We start from the raw sequence: 17,849 nt of genomic DNA on the forward strand, positions 1-17,849 counted from the left end.
ACCTATGGAAACCAATCGCAAAGTATCCTTCAATGAATTGTGGGGCAAGTATGGCACGCTGTCGATCCTGATCATCCTGATCGCGCTGCTGGCCATCATCAAGCCTACTGCCATCTTTTCCGCCACCAGCGTGCCGCAGATCCTGACCCAGAGTTCGGTCAACATCCTGCTGGCCCTGGGTGAATTCTTCGCCATCCTCATCGCCGGCATCGATCTGTCCGTCGGATCCGTCGCCGCCCTGGTCGGCATGGTTACCGCCAAACTGATGGTCGGCGGGGTTAATCCGGTGCTGGCCGTGGCCCTGGGCATTTTCCTGGGCGCCTTCCTGGGCTTCCTCAACGGAACGGTCATCAACAAGACCGGTGTCCATCCCTTCATTATCACCCTGGGCTCCCAGGCGATCTTCCGCGGCATCACGCTGATCATCTCCAACGCCCGGTCCGTCTTCGGCTTCCCGGTGTCCTTCACCAAGTTCATATCCAACCGGGTCTTCGGCATTCCCGTACCCGTTCTGATCGCGCTGTCAGTGGCTGCGGTGCTGATCTATTTCACCACCAAGACCAAGGTCGGCCGCAACATCTACGCGCTGGGCGGCAACAAGGAAGCCGCCTGGTACTCCGGCATCAACATCAAGCTGCACACGCTGCTGGTCTTCATCATTTCTGGAACTGCTTCCGCCATCGCCGGAATCGTCCTGCTGGGTCGGGTCGGCGCAGCCGAACCGGCCGCCGGCACCGGGTTTGAAACCTACGCCATCGCGGCTGCCATCATCGGCGGTACCAGCTTCTTCGGCGGCAAGGGCAAGATCTTCGGCGTCGTCATCGGCGGTCTCATCATTGGATTAATCAACTACGGCATGACGGTACTCACCGTTCCCAGCTCCTATCAGCAGATCGTCATGGGCGGCCTGATCATCATCTCCGTTACCATCGACATGCTGCTGGCCCGCAAGAAATAGCCCGCGCCACTACATACTGCCAGCTCGCGGCTGGAAAGGAATCGCTTATGGTTAAATTTTCACCTTCCCTCATGTGCATGGACATTCTCCGGGTCAAGGAAACCCTGGATGTGCTCAATCGTCGGGCCAATCTGCTCCACGTAGATATCATGGACGGCCATTTCGTCAAGAACATCACCCTGTCCCCGGATTTCGTCAAGGGCATCCGCCCGGCCACGGATCTGGAAATCGACTGTCATCTGATGGTCACGGATCCGGCGGATTATGTCGAAGCCCTGGCCAAGGCTGGCGCCACCTACATCTGTCCCCAGGCGGAGACCATCAACTCTCAGGCTTTCCGCATCATCAACCAGATCAAGTCCCTGGGCTGCAAGTTCGGCGTGGTACTCAATCCAGCCACTCCCCTGGACTACATCAAAGAGTACATTCATAAAGTCGATAAAATCACCATCATGTCCGTGGACCCCGGCTTCGCAGGCCAGCCCTTCATCCCCGAAATGCTCCATAAAGTCCGGGAGGCGAAGCGGCTCAAGGATGAGAACGGCTACGGCTACCTGATCGAGATCGACGGCTCCTGCAACGAACGGACCTTCAAGGATATGTACGAAGCCGGTGTCGAAGTCTTCATCGTGGGCAGCTCCGGGCTGTTCAACCTGGATCATGACGTCGACCGGGCCTGGGACAAGATGGCGGCCACTTTCAAAGAAAAGACCGGCGTCGAGATATAAGGGAGAGGTGAAGCACCTTGACAAATATCATCGGCATCGACATCGGCGGCACGAACTTCCGGATCGGCACCATCGACGACCAGGATCAGCTGCATCATTTTGAACAGCGCCCCATCGGGTTCATCTCCAAAGGCCCGGTGGAACAGCTGATGAAAGTGATCGGCGGCTACATCCGGACCCACGGCCTGGACGGTCAGGTGGAGCACATCACCATCGGACTGCCGTCCATTGTCAGCAAGGATAAATCCTATGTGTACTCTACGCCCAACCTGCCCGTGCTCAACGAGCTGGATCTGGGCAACCTGCTGTCCCAGGAGCTGAACCTTCCGGTCTACATTGACCGGGATGTCAACTTCCTGCTCTACCACGACATCCACAAGATGGAGCTGGACCCGGACCGGGACCAGACGATTCTCGGCTTCTACTACGGCACCGGACTGGGCAACGCCATCTATATTCAGGGGCGGAGCTACCAGGGCTCCCACGGAGCCGCCGGCGAACTGGGACATATCCCGTTCCCGGGCGTAACGGCTGCCTGCGGCTGCGGCAATTCCGGCTGCGCCGAGCTGCTGTGCTCGGGCAAGCGGCTCACCGAACTGGTGGCCATGATCCCCGGAGCCCGCATTGAAAGCATCTTCTCCCAGCATCAGACGCACCCGCTGCTGCTGGAATACGTTCAGAACCTGGCCATGCCCATTGCGACGGAGGCCAATATCCTGGACCCGGACACCATTGTCCTGGGCGGCGGGGTGCTCTTCATGACCGATTTCCCCAAGGAAACTCTCCTGGAGGAAATCAGAAAGCGGCTGAGAAAGCCATTCCCGTACCGTACGGTGAAATTCGTGTTTGCTGCCCACAATCAGCAAAGCGGCGTGCTGGGCGGTGCCTATCTCATCAAGCAGCGCTCCCGTTAGCTCGGGCCTGACTATCCAGGAACCAGCGGATCCGCGCCACAGGCGCAAAGATCCCCGAAACAGCAGTCCATGGAACAGTCCATGGAACAGTCGATGTAACAGTCCATGTAACAGTCCATGTAACAGTCCATGTCCATGATTCTGATTTATACCCAAGGGTTATAAATAAAAATTTAGGAGGCTTACTATGAAAAAAGCATTATCCATCCTTTCCGCATCTGTGCTCTCGATTTCACTCCTGGCTGCCTGCACGCCTGCAGCTCCGGCAACGACTGCCGGCGGAACCACCCCCGGAACTACACCTTCCACCACAACGGCTGCTGCCGGTGAAGTCACCTACGCCGTTCTTTTGAAGAACCAGTCCTCTGACTTCTGGGTCAAGATGAAGCAAGGCGTAGAAGCCAAAGCCAAGGAACTCAATGTCAAGGTTGACATCCTGGCCGCTCAGTCCGAGGAAGATACTGAAGGACAGCTCAAGATTCTGGAAAGCCTCGTTAACGGCGGATACGCCGCTATCGGTGTGGCTCCGCTGTCACCGGTCAACCTGATTCCCGCGGTCGTTTCGGCCAACCAGAAGGGCATCTATGTCATGAACATCGATGAAAAACTCGACATGGCTCAGCTGAAAGCTCAGGGCGGCGCAGTCATCGGCTTCGCCACCACGGACAACGTAGCCGTCGGCAAGAAGGGCGCGGAGTTCATCAACGGCAAGATCGAAAAGGGCTCCAAAGTTGCCATCATCGAAGGAAAAGCCGGAAACACTTCCGGTGAAGCCAGAAAGCAGGGCGCTACCGAAGCCTTCACCGCAGCCGGCATGACCATCGTCGGATCACTCCCCGGAGACTGGGACCGCCAGAAAGCTCTGGACGTAGCTGCCAGCTACATTCAGCAGAACGCTGACCTCAAGGCTATCTACTGTGCCAACGACACCATGGCTCTGGGAGCACTCCAGGCCGTTATCAACGCCAACAAGCTCGGTTCCATCCTCGTAGTCGGAACAGACGGAGACACGGAAGCCGTCAAGTCGGTAGAAGACGGACAGCTGGCCGCAACCATCGCTCAGGATCCTGCCATGATCGGCGCCAAGTCCCTCGAGGAAATGGTCAACGCCGTCAAGAACAAGATTACAGTGGATCCCAACGCGGAACCCAAGCTCATCCCCATCGACTCCCTCGTAATTTCCAAATAAATTCCCCAAAACGAAATCCTCAACTCAAACCTTGGATCCCCGGATGCTCTTCATCATCCCGGGATCCTTTTTTTCATCCTTGCCAGATCAATCCCAGGTCCATGATCCGAGATGAGACATCCTGGATTTATGCAGAACTCCGGGGGACGAGTTCTGACACAAAAATCTCATCCGGACCTAATGCTCCGATAGCCATTTTTTTCTGGTATCTCACTGGAATGCCCTGAATCATATATTCCGCTGCTACTGTCCTGACGGCATCATATTTTTGGTTGGGTATGATAATGAGAAAAAATCTCAAAAAAGTAAAATTATCCGTTATTTCAAGTATAATATAATTAAGAACGACTAAAAAGCAGGAGGTAAAAAGATATGCTTATAGATTTTCGTTTCTCAAATTTTCGATCATTCTCTGATAAGTCGAGTTTATCGATGATTGCATCGAGCCAAACAACCTTGAACGAGAACCTGATCCGCAGCAATAAGCTCAGAATACTCCCATCCTGCGTCATATACGGAGCAAACGCCAGTGGAAAATCAAACATAATCAAAGCCATGGCGGTCATGCGAGAAATTGTTTTATCAGGGTCCCTGGAGCAGAATATTGGTCCGGTTAAGAACCTTGAGCTTTATCCCTTCATATATCAAACGGAGAACAGACCTGTAGCGTTTGAGATTGAATTTATTCATGAGAATACAAGAATAGAGTATGGTTTTGCTTTTGAAGTTAATACGGAAAACAAGGGAAATCGGAGGATCGTATCCGAATTTTTAAACCACATAGATTCCAAGGAACACAGAATTAATCTGTTCCACAGGGATAAGGATCAAGTCGTTCATGGAAAAGAAAAGCGATCCCTCTCCAAGCTCCAATTCACAGAACAGCTGCTCGATCAATTTGAGACCCGAATCAATGCCAATCTCGATCAGTCCGAACTTTATTTAGCCAGGGGATTTAAAAGTTCCATTAACGGGGAATTGGCCGATGCGGTGATCGATTTTTTTCAGAAAAAGTTTTTTGTCGTAAATGACTTTACCATGATGAAAACGAATCTGACGTTTGAATTTGAGGAATCACCAGACAAAGATATTTTCATTTGGAATAAAACATTGGAACGGTTCGTACATCGGGCGGATTTTGGACCGCAAAAAATCGCGTATCTTTCAAAAAAACCAAATAACGAAGAGTCAGCCAATGTTAAGCTGGTTTCTGTTTATAAGATAAATGGAAAGGAAACCACGGTACCGGCAGAATTGATGGAATCACGGGGAACATTGAAATTAATAGACTTTGCCATTCCATTTCACCATTTATTTCAGGCAGGTGGTGTGCTCATTCTGGATGAGTTTGATTCAGCGATTCATCCCGAGATCATTAAGGGCATTCTTGCCATGTTCAATGATCCAGAGATGAATAGGGCTGGCTCGCAGCTCGTATTCACTACTCATAATCCCATTTATTTGAGCAATAAAATTTTTCGAAGAGACCAGATCCGGTTTGTAGAGAAAGATCCGCAATCTTTCCGAAGTGTTATTTACTCCTTGGCCGACTTTGGATCCGAAGAAGTAAGGAATGATCAGAATTATCTGATCAACTATTTTAAGGGAAATTACGGAGCTCTTCCCTACATTGATTTCTCATCTCTGTTTGATTCCGCGAATGAAACGGAGGAGTAGCATGTCAAAATGCAGGAAAACTTATTTTTGCATCTGTGAAGGACAACAGGAGATGCTCTATTTTAAACACCTTTCACATCTCCTGTCAGATTTCCCTGACAGATCCATTACGTTCAATACTGTTAAGGGGAAACCATACCTTGTGACAAAAAATCGTGTTGAGTATGACACCGCAGCAGTCTTTGATTTTGATTTTAATGAAGGGGAATTTCATAAAAGCATAGCTCTTTGTGACAAGGAGCCATCGAAAGGGAAGAAAAAGAAAACTGATCCAGTTATCTGGCATGCCTATTCCAACGTGAACTTCGATTTATGGCTCCTTCTGCAGTGTGAAGGATAAATATCAAATGCTTAATCTGACCGATATGAAAGACTACTCGAAAGCATTGTTCAGCAACTTGTCGCATTGAAAGAAATTCAGCAGCCCGAAAGCTAAGATTTTAGTGATTGCAGATGGATCAGAACAAATGAGTCAGAGGCTGAATGGGAATCAGATCAATGCTGAAGACAGAAATCGAAAAAACCTCCGGCATTCCTTGAGAAAGGAACATGCCAGAGGTTTTTTTGCCGGATCAGACCAGTGGTCCGAGGATGTTCTCCGCCGTGTGGCGCAGGGCTCCGGAGTTGATTAAGGAGATGAGGGACTGGATGTGGGGGTAAAGGAACACATCTTCCCGCAGGAGGGGGACTTTGGTGGCGATCAGCTGGCAGAGAGCTTCGGTGGTCTGGGAGCGGGCCAGATCCTGGGGCAGGTAGGGATAGGACTGGTAGGCAGCGAGGAGTTCGATGGCCAGGACCTGTTCGAGCTTTTCGGCGCATTCCAGAGCTTTCTTGGCGGCGTTGTAACCCATGGCGACGTAGTCTTCCTGATTGGCGCAGGTGGGAATGTTGTCCACCACGGCGGGCAGGGAGAGGCGTTTCATGTCGTTGAGCAGGCCGGCCTGGGTGTACTGGGTGATCATGAGTCCGCTGTTGAGGCCGGGCTGGGAGACCAGGAAGTAGGGGTTGCCGGAGATGGAGCCGTCAATGAGGCGGTTGGTGCGGCGTTCCGACATTTTGGCCACCATGGCGGCGGCGATGGCGGCGGTGTCCATTTCCATGCCGACGTAGGAGGAGTCGGGATTGCCGGAGGAGATGGCCAGGGGTTCTTCCGGTGTGCCCCAGGTAATGGGGTTGTCGCAGCAGCTGGCGAACTCGTCTTCCAGGGTTTCCCGGATGCCATAGAGACGTTTCTTGGCGGTGCCGTGGAGCTGGGGCACGCAGCGCAGAGACAGGGCATCCTGCAGGCGGTAGTCCAGGAAATGGCGGCAGATTTCGGAATCGCCCAGGATCCTGAGCAGCTGAGCCGCGGTTTCTCCCTGCCAGGTCTGGCGCCGGACACCCATCACGCGGGGATCGAAGGCCTTGAGGGTGGCCTTGGAGACCTCCAGGGTCATGGCGGCAATCAGGTCGGCACTGACCACGGCCTGGAGCATGCGGTCTAAAGCCACGGCGGCAAAGCCGGTGACGGAGGTGGTACCGGAGATCAGGAACAGGCCTTCCTTATAACTCAAGGGGTAGGGCTTGAGTCCGACCCGGGCAAAGACTTCAGCCGCCGGAACCACGGCGCCGCCCACCAGGAACGAGCCCTTGCCGGTCAGAGCCAGGGAAATATGGGCTTCAGGACTCAGGTAGCCGACGGAGCCTTCCGCCGGGGCGAAGGGATACAGCCCTTCATTCAGGAACCAGGCGATGCGCTCCAGGGTTTCCAAGCGCACCCCGGAGTGCCCCTGACCCCCGTTGCAAAGCATCATGAGCAGGGTCGCCCGGACCACGGGCTCGGTCATGGGCGCGCCCAGGGAAGTGGCATGGGACAGCAGGATGTTCTCCTGCAGAGTGGCGGCATCTTCGGTGGAGATGACCTGGGTGCTGTTGGAGCCAAAGCCCGTGGTCACGCCGTAGACAATTCGGCCTTCCTCGACCAGCGCCTGGACGATGGCGGTGGAGTGGCGGACTCGTTTTTCATAGGCCGGGCTGAAGCTGATCCGGGCTTCGCCTCGGACGATGGTCATGAACTGGTCCAGGGTCAGGCGCTGATCCAGGGTCACCACGGGCTGATTCTGAGCGGTCTGATTCATCGCAGTTTGATTCATTGAAGTATGATTCATTGTTTTCTCCTTCAGGCGGAGGATCGCAGGCGGATCCCCCCGGTGCATTCATTCAGGTTCGGGACAGGCAGTGGGAACGGGCTAGAAGATTGGAACGCTCCCGGTGGGGAAGCGTTCCATGAGAACAGCCGGTTACTCGAGACCCTCGACTTTATCGATGAAGAACATCTTGATGACTGATACGATCTGGAGCAGGAAGATGAACAGGACAAAGAAGCCGCCGGCCGTAGCCAGGGATTTGACGCCCTGTACGCCCTGAGCTCCGCCGCCGAAGATCGCCATGACGATGGCGATGGATCCGATGACTACGCCCCAGAGTACTTTCAGCATCGGAGGTGCTTCCGCGCCGATGGGGAGGTCCTTCACGCACATGGATGCGACGGTGGTGGAGGTAGCGTCCGCCGCGGTGACGAAGGAGATCAGTATGATCAGGAAGTTGATGGGGATAATGATGGTGCCAAGGCCGAAGGGAAGCTGATCCAGGAAGGCCCAGAGCGCGGTGACAGCGCTGTTGTTCTTGATGACTTCCACCAGGTTGATGACGCCGTCCATCTGCATCTGCAGGGCGGAGTTGCCCCAGACGGTGAACCAGACGATGCCGAAGATGGAGGGCAGAACCATGTTGACGAGAATGAACTCGCGGATGGTGCGGCCGCGGGAGATCTGCGCCAGGAAGATTCCCATGACGGGAGCATAGGCGATCCAGACAGCCCAGTCAAACAGTGTCCAGGACTGAACCAGCGGTGCGCCGCCGATGTCGATGGGATCCAGTCCCCAGCCCCAGAAGTTCTGCAGCCATTCGGCCATGCCGGCGGTACCGTTGCGCAGGATGAACAGGGTCGGTCCGGCGACGAACAGGAGAATCAGGATGCCGTAGTAGAACCAGGCATTGAGGCTGCCGACCTTGGCCAGACCTTTGTCCAGGCCGATGTAGGCGGAGGAAGTAAACAGGACGATGATCAGTACGCCCAGACCAACGAACAGCGGCAGGTTCAGGGGCAGCTTGTACTTGTAGTTTAGTCCGGAGGTTAAGAGGGTAATGCAGGCGGTGAGTCCGGAAGTCAGTCCCAGAGCGATGGCCAGAAGGGACATGGTGTCAATGATGGCGGAAACTTTTTTGCCCTTGACCCGGTCACCGAAGAGCGGCTCGAGGGTGGCGGCAATGCCCAGTTCCTTCTTGCGGTTGAAGTACATGTAGGCCACGGCCAGACCGCACAGGGTGTACATGGCATACGGGATAAAGGTCCAGTTGTAGAAGGACCGGCCAATGGCGAAACGGGCGGCTTCTGCTGTGTAGGGCTGAATTCCCAGGGCGTCGAGCTCGCCCCAGATATTGCCGAAGTAGATCAGGGGTTCATTGACGCCCCAGGTGACGATGCCCGATGCCACGCCGCCGGTGAGGGCCATGGCAAACCAGGTCATGAAGGAATACTTGGGTTTGGCGTCTTTGCCGCCGATGCGGACTTTGCCGAATTTGGAGAAAAGAAGGGCGAATACAACGATGAGGGCAACCATGCTGGCGATCTGGTAGAGCCAGCCGAAGCTCTGCAGAGACCACTGGAAGAAGGCGTCCGCCGCGGTGGTCAGCGCTTTGTTGTTGAGGATGCCCAGCAGGGCAGCGCCGCCGGCGAAGACAATAGATGGGATAAAGACCGATTTTTTCAGATGCCACGTTTGCTTAGCGTTCGGTTTGTTTGATTCCATTGTTACAACTCCTGTTTGTTTATTTGGGATGATGACTGGATCATGGTTCGGGCTGGAACTGGCCGTTCCCGGTCGGTCCGGGAGCGGTCCGGTGCAGCGGAATTTTTGGCGGAAAGGGTCAAAAAGACGGCCGCTGCGTCGGGGGTGGAGAATTTACGGATCAGAGAATGTCATGGAGCCGGCCGGAGCGGATGAGCTCATACATCGTCTTGATGTCTTTGGAGAGGTTGCGGTCCTCGCTGTAGAAGGGGAGCACGCTGCGGATGATGTCGTAGGCCTGACTGGTTTTTTCGCCCAGCCGGGGCTTGCCGCGCAGGTCGATGGCCTGGCAGGCGTGCATGGCTTCGATGCCGAGGATGTAGCGGATGTTGTCGATGATCTGGAAGGCCTTGTCGGTGGTCAGGGGGAGGTTGGAGGCGTGGTCTTCAATGCCGCCGGCCAGGGAGTAGAAGTCCATGGAGGAGGGGTTGGCCAGGCTGCGGTTCTGTGAATCCAGCAGAGTATAGGTCTTCTGGATGGTGCCGAAGGCAATGGTGGTGACTTCCTTGGGCGTGAGGAACCGGGTGAGCTTGGTAAACTGGGGGTCAGCCAGCTTGATCATGCGGTAGCAGGAGGTCTTGGACATATGGTAGAGGGCGGACACCATCATTTCGACGCCCAGTGCCAGGGTGGTGGTTTCAAAGTTGGCGCTGACGTAGCTGCGCTGATCTTCGATGACAATGCAGGGATTGTCGTCGGTGGTGTTGAGCTGGATGTCCAGGAACTGACGGACATAGCTCATGGCGTCATAGACGCTGCCGGTGATGGCGTGGGCGCAGCGGAAGCTTAGGGGATCCTGCAGGGCCCGGTCGGCATGGGGTTCTTCCAGGTAGGAGCCTTTCAGGTTGGCGCGGAATTCTTCGGCTGCGCGGATCTGGCCCGGCAGACCGCGCAGGGCGTTGACTTTTTCGCCGTAGGATTCGACGACGCCGTTGAGTCCTTCCAGGGAGAGGCAGGCAATGAGGTTGCACAGCCGGGTGATTTCCAGGGTTTCCTTGAGCAGGATGGCGGTGGTGCCTTCCCCCTGGGCATTGGAGGATACGATGGACAGGCCGTCCTTCGGACCCAGGCGGATCGGCGCGATGCCGGCCCGGTTCATGGCCTCGGCGGAGTTCATGATCTCTCCCTGGTATTCCACGTCGGTTTCACCGATAAAGGCCAGGCCGATGTGGGACAGGGTGGTGATGTCGGCTTCGCCGATGGAGGAGCGGCGGGGGATCTGCGGGTGGATGCCGTGGTTGAGGTAGAGGCGGTACAGATCCAGGATCTCGGGGGAGATGCCGGTGCTGCCGGTGAGGGCCTTGTTCAGGCGGATCAGGAGGATGGCCCGGACTTCTTCCGTGGTATTGTAGGGCTCCACGCCCAAGGAATGGGAGTTGAGCAGGTTGCGGTTGTAGGTCTCGAAGAAGTCGGCGTCAAACTCTTTGTCCTTGTTCCAGCCGACGCCGCGGTTGAGGCCGTAGACCGGCTTGCCTTCGGCGGCCATGTCAAAGATGACCTGGCGTGACGAGCGGACCTTGTCCCAGGCCGACTCGCTCACCGTGACCGGGCGGCGGTCATAGACGATTTCGTACAGCTGATCCAGGGTCAGCTCATTTCCTTGTAACTGGATGGGATCCATGGGTTCCTCCTTGCGATGCTTCATCGCGCTGTGTGTTCAGGACTTGGATGATGGTTTCGGGCAGGGCGGGGAAGTGGGCCATCTTGGTATCGAGCGCGAAGTTGAGCGCGTTCATGATGGCGGGGGCCGGGGCGATGGCGGAGATCTCGCCGACGCTCTTGGCGCCGTAGGGGCCGTCGTCGCCGCCGGCTTCGACGGTGAGGACTTTGACTTCGGGCATGTCCATGGCGTTCATCAGGCGGTACTTGGAGAAGTTCAGGTTCTGAACCCGGCCTTTGGCGTCATGGACGACGCCCTCGGCGACCACACCGCCGATGCTGAAGTGGGCACCGCCCTGGATCTGGCCTTCCACCAGCGTGGGGTTGATGGAGCGGCCGATGTCGTGCACGGCCAGAGCGTCGGTGATTTCAAACAGTCCGGTATAGGTATCGACGCAGACTTCGCAGAAGAAGGCGGCGGTGGAGGCGGGGTTGGTTTTGGACTCATGGTGGGCCAGGATCGAGACGGTGTTGTGGTGATCCCGCTCGTAGAGCACAGCCAGTTCGCGCAGGGTTTTCATTTCTCCGGTCTGACTGACGGTGAGTTCGCCCTGGCACAGGATGTAGTCGGCGGATGTGCCGCCCCAGACCGCGGCGGCGGCTTCGACGATGCGCTGCTTCATCAGGTCGCAGGCGTATTTCAGGGAAGCGCCCACGGAGTAGGTGACGCGGCTGGCCTGGGTGCCGGCGGCGTCATAGGGGGAGCGGGCGGTGTCGGCTTCGCCCAGGTGGATCTGTTCGGGCGGGACCGACAGGGTCTCGGCGGCAATCTGTTTCATGGTGGTGACGGTGCCGCAGCCCTGCTCATGAATGGATATTTTAATGGTGATGTTGCCGTCGGCTTCCAGGTCGCACTGGACATTGGTAAAATCGGGGAAGGCGCCGGTGTAGCCGTTGACGTGGGAGGCACAGGCCATGCCCACGCCCCAGCGGAAGCGGTCGTCATTGCGCTGCTTCACGGTGCGGCGGCGCTGGTCCCAGTCAAAGGCGCGGCGGCCGTCTTCGACGCAGCGGATGATCTGGACGTTGCCCAGAGGGGTGCCGCCGGAGGGATCCAGGTCCCCGGGGTGCACCAGGTTCTTCAACCGGAAGTCCACCGGGTCCAGGTTCAGGGCGTTGGCCGCCTGATCGATGTTGACTTCGGCCACAGCGTGGGCCTGGGGCGAACCGTAGGCGCGGCAGGCGCCGGAGGGAGTGGTGTTGGTGTAGTAGGCCCGGCCGTGGAAGGTCTGGCTGGGCATGCGGTAGAGCCGGAAGATCTTCTTGGCAAAGGCATTGGCCACGGCGGCGGAGTTGGTATTGTAAGCCCCGCCGTCGATGTCCACTTCAAAGTGACGGCCCAGGATGAAGCCCTCAGGGGATACCGCCAGTTTGACATCGATCTCCATGGCATTGCCCTGCCAGGTGCCCTTGACCACGTCCGCCCGGTCCATGTAGAGCAGCACCGGCCGCTTTGTCTGTAAAGTGGCAAAGGCGCAGATGGGTTCGAGCAGGGGCTGGCTCTTGCCGCCAAAGGATCCGCCCATGGGGGCTTTGATCACCCGGACCCGGGCATAGGGCAGGTCATTGACTTCGGCCACGTGCATCCGCACCTGGAAGGCGACCTGGCAGGGGGTCCAGACCAGGAGGCTGCCCTGCTCGTCGAATTCGGTGAGGCAGACATGGGGCTCGATGGCTCCGTGATGGATCTTGGGGGTGCGGCCCCGGGTCTGGATGACCAGAGCATCCCGGGCCTGCTCTTCGAAGCTGCCGTAGCCCTTGGTGGTCTCGTAGCAGAGGTTGGAGTCGTTTTTCAGGATGACTTCATCCTTCATCGCATTCTCCACGCCCAGGACCAGAGGCCGATCGGAATAGGTGACTCGGATCAGGCTGAGGGCTTCTTCCACGGCCGCCTTGGATTCACCCACGACCAGGGCGAGGCGGTCGCCGTCATAGAGCGCCCGGGGATTGAGCAGGTACTCGTCATGGTGTCCCTTGATGCCGGAGAACCATTCCATGGCGTTGTAGGGCTTGTTCGGGACATCGGCATGGGTGTAGATGGCGACGATGCCGGGCACGGCCCGGGCTTCGGTCAGATCCAGGGTGTAGTCGGCGTGGGCGTGGTCGGACAGGAAGAGGCGGGCATAGAGCATGCCGGCTCGTTTCATGTCCCCGACGTAGCGGGTGTCGCCGGTGGCCCGGTCGTAGGAGTCTTCCCGGATCAGGCGCTGGCCGACGTACTGCAGGTTTTGTTCTTTATTCATGGCTCAATTCCTCCATCAGGTCGGCCAGGACTCCTTTCATTGCTTCCTGCTTGTAGGGCAGTGAGCCGCGGGTGGGGATCAGGGTCTGGACCTGGGCGGCGGCAGCGGAAAGGATTTCGTCCCGGGTGAGATGCGCCGGAATCCGGCCCCTCAGCAGGTCTTCGATGAGTTCGCCGCGCACCGGCAGGGGTCCCAGGGAGCCGAGCCAGACGCGGGCGGCGGTCACCGTGGAGTCCGGGGTCTGCTCCAGGGCAATGCAGCAGCTGATCTTGGAGATGGAGACGGCCTTGCGGGAGCCGAGCTTGACGAAGGCGGACCGCACCGGGCGTTTGGGGAAGAGGAAGCCTTCGGCGGCTTCTTCCGGAGCCAGGGCGGATTTGCCGTTGCGATAGAAGTCGGTCAGGGAGACCTGACGCACCCCGGCGGCAGCTCCGATGAGGACCTGAGCCTGCAGGGCGAAGAGGCAGGGAATGGTGTCGGCGCAGTTGGCCGCGTTGACGACGTTGCCGCCGACGGTGGCACGGTTGCGGATCTGGGTGGAGCCCATGCGGGCTCCGGCCTGGGACAGTCCCCACAGCCAGGTCTGAACCACCGGGCTCTGCTCAAGCTCGGTCATGGTGACGCCGGAGCCGATGAAGATCGCATCGGGACGTTCCTGGATGGTGCTAAAGTCGGGGATACCGGTGAGGTCAATCAGATCGGCGTGGTGGATTTTCTTCTCCCGCAGGTGGATGATCAGGTCCGTGCCGCCGGCCAGAAGAAACCGGTTCGGAGCCGGAACGGCCAGAAGCTCATACAGCGCCTGCCGGGTTTTTGGACGATGAAAAGTATGCATGCTAGCGGCCTCCCTGGGTCAGATCATCGACGGCGTTGATGATTTTGGTATAGCCGGTGCAGCGGCACAGGTTGCCTTCGATGGCCCGTTTGACTTCTTCGCCGGAGGGATTGGGCTGGCGCAGCAGCAGACTTTTGACACTCAGGATCATGCCGGGGGTGCAGAAGCCGCACTGGATCGCGCCGTGACGGATGAAGGCGTCCTGGATGCGGTCGAGTTCACCGCCCTGAGCCAGGCCCTCGATGGTGGTGATGTCATGGCCGTCAATCTGGCCGGCCAGCATAGTGCAGGAGGTGACGGCCACGCCATCCACCAGAATGGTGCAGGCGCCGCACTCTCCTTCCGAGCAGCCTTCCTTGGTGCCGGTGAGGCCCAGGACATCGCGCAGATAGTCGATGAGGCGCATGCCGGGATCGGCGAGTTCAGTAATTGGTTTTCCATTAACGGTGGCTTGGATTTTCATGGTCAGTCTCCTTGTTTGGTTCGTTCGAAAAGCATTTGTCTTTTGTTGATTATTTTTAAAGGAACTATATATCGAAGGATATTCTTATCCAGGATAATCATGTCGAAGGATTCCACCCGATGAAGAAGGTTGATGGCTGGTAGAGTCCAGGGACGCTGTCAGGCAGTCCAGCCAACCGGCAGAGACATGACTGCCTTTCGCCGGACGTTCATTCTTCATTTTCCAGGTCTAATCGTTTTCTTATTCACATTATAGCCAGCCAGCGTCAAAAACCCGTCAAACATTCGACGGAATGAATTGACGGGTTTGCCGATGGGTTTGGATTCTCCGCCGAAGGAGCGGCAGTCCGGACTGAATCCTCTGCCGAAGGAGCGGCAGGGCTGCAGTGCTGATCGCTTCTGACGGGATGCCTTGACTGTCTCAGCGGGGGGCGGGAGCGGAGTTGGTCAGGCGGCTGAGCAGGTCCTGGGCTTCCTGTCGGCCCCAGGAGAAGATGACGGAGTCATAGCACGCGACGCTGCGGCGCAGGTAGAACAGGGCTGCGTCGGTTTCTCCGAGCTGGTACTGCAGGGTGCCGATGCGGGAGAGGAGGATAGCCATAGTGGCGAGGTCGCTTTCTTCGTTGCACAGACTCATGGCGTCTTCGTAGTGGTCCAGGGCGGTGGGCAGATCGCCGTTGACCCGGGCCCCTTCTCCGAGGAAGAAGTGGACGGAGGCCTGGCACAGGGCATACTCTTCCAGGATGTCCTGCCGGGTGTAGAAATCCAGGACTTCCGACAGGAGGACTTCGCCCTGAGACTGGTGGCCGGACAGTAGCAGGGAGAAGCCGTGGAATTTATTGAGCATCATCTGGTCGAAGGGGGTCAGCTCTTCCCACAGGCTGTCTCGGACCAGATTGATGATTTCGCTCATGCCGGTGTAGTCGGCCTGGTTGATGCAGTGGTGGATCAGCTGGATGTAGCCTTTGAAAGCCATGGCGTGGAACTGATGGAGCTGAGCGATCTGGATCATTTTGCGGATGGAGCCAAGGCCGGAGTCGTAGATGTCTCGATCCTTGTAGAAGCGGCCATGAATGTAGAGCAGGCGCAGGTACAGGTGGATCATGTCAGGCTGGCGCAGCTGGGGCATGGACTTATACAGGGCCACGACCTCATCAAAGCGTTGACTGAAGTCATCGACGGTGGCGGTGGGCCAGACCAGGTCGTGAACGCGGCCGGCCCGGAGTACGGGGAAGACTTCATGGTAGATATCGAAATCCAGTTCCATACGGGTGGTCTTGCAGAACAGGAGCTGTTTCCGGTTCTGGCAGGCGGTGGCGTGATAGATCATTTCATCCAGGAGATCGCGGTTGTCCGGTTCGGCCAGGAAGCGGGCGGACCAGTGGCTGAACAGAGCCCCGTGCAGAGCCCGGGTCTGGGATTCACTGAGGCGGCCGCGCAGGTCCATGACATAGGCGGGGTGCCAGATTCGGACGGTCAGACTGCCCTGGGGATCGGCGCTCCACTCAATTTGCTGTTTGCCATACAGGGATTCGGCCAGGCGGGTGCACTGGGCCAGATCCAGCTGGAGAACCTGAGACAGGTCCTCCAGGGTCAGGGGGCGGCGAGACAGGGCGCAGACTTCCAGGAGCCGGCGTTCGGCCGGGGCTGCGGCCCGGTAGAGGCTGGTGGTCAGGTTCCGGGCACAGTCTGACAGTTCCGACAGGCTGAGTTTCTGGTTGGTCCGATAAATGGCTTCGCGCAGGAAGAAGGGGGAGCCCTGGCTCAGTCGGATCAGGGCTTCGGGATCCGCCTCGGGGGTGGCGTAGCGGGTGATAAGCGCTTCGCTTTCAGTCCGGGAAAAGCGGGGTAGCAGAATTTTCTGGAGATTGCCCCGTTCCTGGAGGTGAACCAGGAGGGGGGAGTCGAGAATGTCCGGGCTGCGGCCGGTCAAGACACAGAAGAAGCGGTCACTCTGAGCACTGAGCAGATAATCCACCACCTTCTGGGTGGACTCGTCCAGATCGGCGAAGTTGTCCACCAGGAGAACCAGGCGCAGGGGGGGATCCATGGCCCGCAGGGCCTGGACCAGCCTGGCACCCAGGGTCAGGGGATCCTGTCCCTGAAGGGTGGCATAATGCCAGAATTCCGAGGCGAAGCCGCCGGCGCGGGTCAGGGCGGAGAGGACTTTCTGTCGGTACGGTCCGTCGAGGAGGCTGTCGCGCAGAGCGGACAGATGGAACAGAGGGTACCCGGATTCATGGGGATAGCATTCGAGCTTCAGAGCCACGCAGGGAGAGGCGTTCCCGGGTTCAGGCAGAGCCAGCTCGGAGAGCAGGCGGGTTTTGCCCGAACCCGGTTCGCCGCACAGATACAGTGAAGGAACTTTTTGGCCCTGACAGAAGTCGGTCAATGACTGGCGCAGAGTCGCCAGCTCCTGATTGCGGTCGACATAGTCAAACCGGAAGCCCATCTGCGCAGGATCGCAGCACTGGTCAGTCAGGCTGTGAAAGATGTCCTGGAATTCATCAGAGGGGGCAATGCCGTACTCCAGGCCCAGGCGCAGCTTGTAGGCGTTGTAGAGTTCTATGGCCTGATTGGTCTTGCCTTTCTTCAGGGTGAGGCGGAACAGTTCCAGGAGAGCGCCTTCGTGGAAGGGATCCAGTTCGAGGATGCGGCGGCAGACCATGCCTTTGCTGTCGTCTTCGGTCAGGGAACGGATGCGCTCCATCAGGCCGTTGATATAGTGGTCGCGGCAGGTTTCCTGATGCTGCAGGATCCAGTCGCGCAGCCCGGATTCTTCCTTGGGCAGGCGCGACTGGAGGAAGTCCTCATGATAGAAGTCCGGGAAGGCCGGCAGGCCTTCGCCGGTCCGGCGCAGGGCGTTAAGATCCGTCAGGACATGGAGGTTAGGCTCCAGGCCGAGGAGGTGCTTGCCCATGGACTGCACCAGGGGCTGGCCGGTGGCTTTTTTGATGACGTAGATGGCATTGCGCAGATTCCGGCGCGCCGATTCTTCATCCATATCGCCCCAGAGAATTTCGCACAGCTGAGTGCGCGTCATGGTCTCCTCCATTCCGAGCAGATAGAGAATCCATTCCGCCTTGCTGTAGGGCAGATTCAGCGGTTCCTGATTCAGTTTGATGGGGGAGAGTCGAAAATAGTTGATTTCCAAAAGATCCATGGCAAACTCCTCAGCGCAGGGCGCGTTGTCAGAAGCAAATATCGGTGCGGCCGATGCGGCCCGGCTCGATTGAGTGAATCAGCAAAAGCAGGAAGGCAAACAGAACCAGAAAAGGGGACAGCTCACAGCAC

The 17,849-nt window shown here is 57.5% G+C and carries 13 protein-coding genes; 6 read left to right on the top strand and 7 right to left on the bottom strand.

Annotated elements, in window-relative coordinates:
* Positions 1-4 precede the first annotated feature (4 nt).
* The 6 genes from alsC (at position 5) to NQU17_04460 (ending at position 5,806) form a co-directional block, all read left to right on the top strand.
* Positions 5-958 (top strand): D-allose ABC transporter permease, encoded by a 954-nt coding sequence (gene alsC / locus NQU17_04435; protein UUM12815.1) that lies wholly within the window; start codon positions 5-7, stop codon positions 956-958.
* Between the two features lie 47 nt (positions 959-1,005).
* Positions 1,006-1,686: a D-allulose 6-phosphate 3-epimerase gene (gene alsE, locus NQU17_04440; GenBank protein ID UUM12816.1), complete on the top strand. Its 681-nt coding sequence runs from the start codon at positions 1,006-1,008 to the stop codon at positions 1,684-1,686.
* Between the two features lie 17 nt (positions 1,687-1,703).
* Positions 1,704-2,600 carry an allose kinase gene (gene alsK / locus NQU17_04445; GenBank protein UUM12817.1) on the top strand — a complete coding sequence of 299 codons (897 nt, stop codon included), beginning with the start codon at positions 1,704-1,706 and terminating at the stop codon, positions 2,598-2,600.
* 187 nt (positions 2,601-2,787) lie between these two features.
* Positions 2,788-3,789 carry a D-allose transporter substrate-binding protein gene (gene alsB, locus NQU17_04450; protein ID UUM12818.1) on the top strand — a complete coding sequence of 334 codons (1,002 nt, stop codon included), beginning with the start codon at positions 2,788-2,790 and terminating at the stop codon, positions 3,787-3,789.
* 372 nt (positions 3,790-4,161) lie between these two features.
* Entirely contained in the window at positions 4,162-5,466 is a 1,305-nt protein-coding gene (locus NQU17_04455) for an ATP-binding protein (GenBank protein UUM12819.1), read from the top strand.
* Position 5,467: 1 nt separating this feature from the next.
* Positions 5,468-5,806, top strand: a complete 339-nt coding sequence (locus NQU17_04460; GenBank protein UUM12820.1) for a hypothetical protein — start codon at positions 5,468-5,470, stop codon at positions 5,804-5,806.
* 232 nt (positions 5,807-6,038) lie between these two features.
* On the opposite strand, the gene NQU17_04465 is transcribed toward NQU17_04460, so the two are convergent.
* From NQU17_04465 to NQU17_04495, 7 genes are all read right to left on the bottom strand, one after another.
* A complete protein-coding gene (locus tag NQU17_04465; protein ID UUM12821.1) occupies positions 6,039-7,613 on the bottom strand; it encodes an aromatic amino acid ammonia-lyase in 1,575 nt (524 codons plus the stop codon).
* Between the two features lie 132 nt (positions 7,614-7,745).
* A complete protein-coding gene (locus NQU17_04470) occupies positions 7,746-9,317 on the bottom strand; it encodes a BCCT family transporter (GenBank protein ID UUM12822.1) in 1,572 nt (523 codons plus the stop codon).
* A gap of 160 nt (positions 9,318-9,477) precedes the next feature.
* Positions 9,478-10,977 carry an aromatic amino acid lyase gene (locus NQU17_04475; GenBank protein UUM12823.1) on the bottom strand — a complete coding sequence of 500 codons (1,500 nt, stop codon included), beginning with the start codon at positions 10,975-10,977 and terminating at the stop codon, positions 9,478-9,480.
* The gene (locus tag NQU17_04480) at positions 10,949-13,258 is read right to left on the bottom strand and encodes a molybdopterin-dependent oxidoreductase (protein ID UUM12824.1); all 2,310 of its coding nucleotides are present in this window, start codon (positions 13,256-13,258) and stop codon (positions 10,949-10,951) included. The genes NQU17_04475 and NQU17_04480 overlap by 29 nt, the downstream gene beginning before the upstream one ends.
* Positions 13,251-14,093: an FAD binding domain-containing protein gene (locus tag NQU17_04485; protein ID UUM12825.1), complete on the bottom strand. Its 843-nt coding sequence runs from the start codon at positions 14,091-14,093 to the stop codon at positions 13,251-13,253. The genes NQU17_04480 and NQU17_04485 overlap by 8 nt, the downstream gene beginning before the upstream one ends.
* A gap of 1 nt (position 14,094) precedes the next feature.
* Complete coding sequence (locus NQU17_04490; GenBank protein UUM12826.1) at positions 14,095-14,556, bottom strand: (2Fe-2S)-binding protein; 462 nt, start codon at positions 14,554-14,556, stop codon at positions 14,095-14,097.
* Positions 14,557-14,976: 420 nt separating this feature from the next.
* A complete protein-coding gene (locus tag NQU17_04495) occupies positions 14,977-17,718 on the bottom strand; it encodes an AAA family ATPase (protein ID UUM12827.1) in 2,742 nt (913 codons plus the stop codon).
* Positions 17,719-17,849: the final 131 nt, after the last annotated feature.

This window comes from Clostridiaceae bacterium HFYG-1003, assembly GCA_024579835.1.
Taxonomy (GTDB): domain Bacteria; phylum Bacillota; class Clostridia; order Clostridiales; family Clostridiaceae; genus JG1575.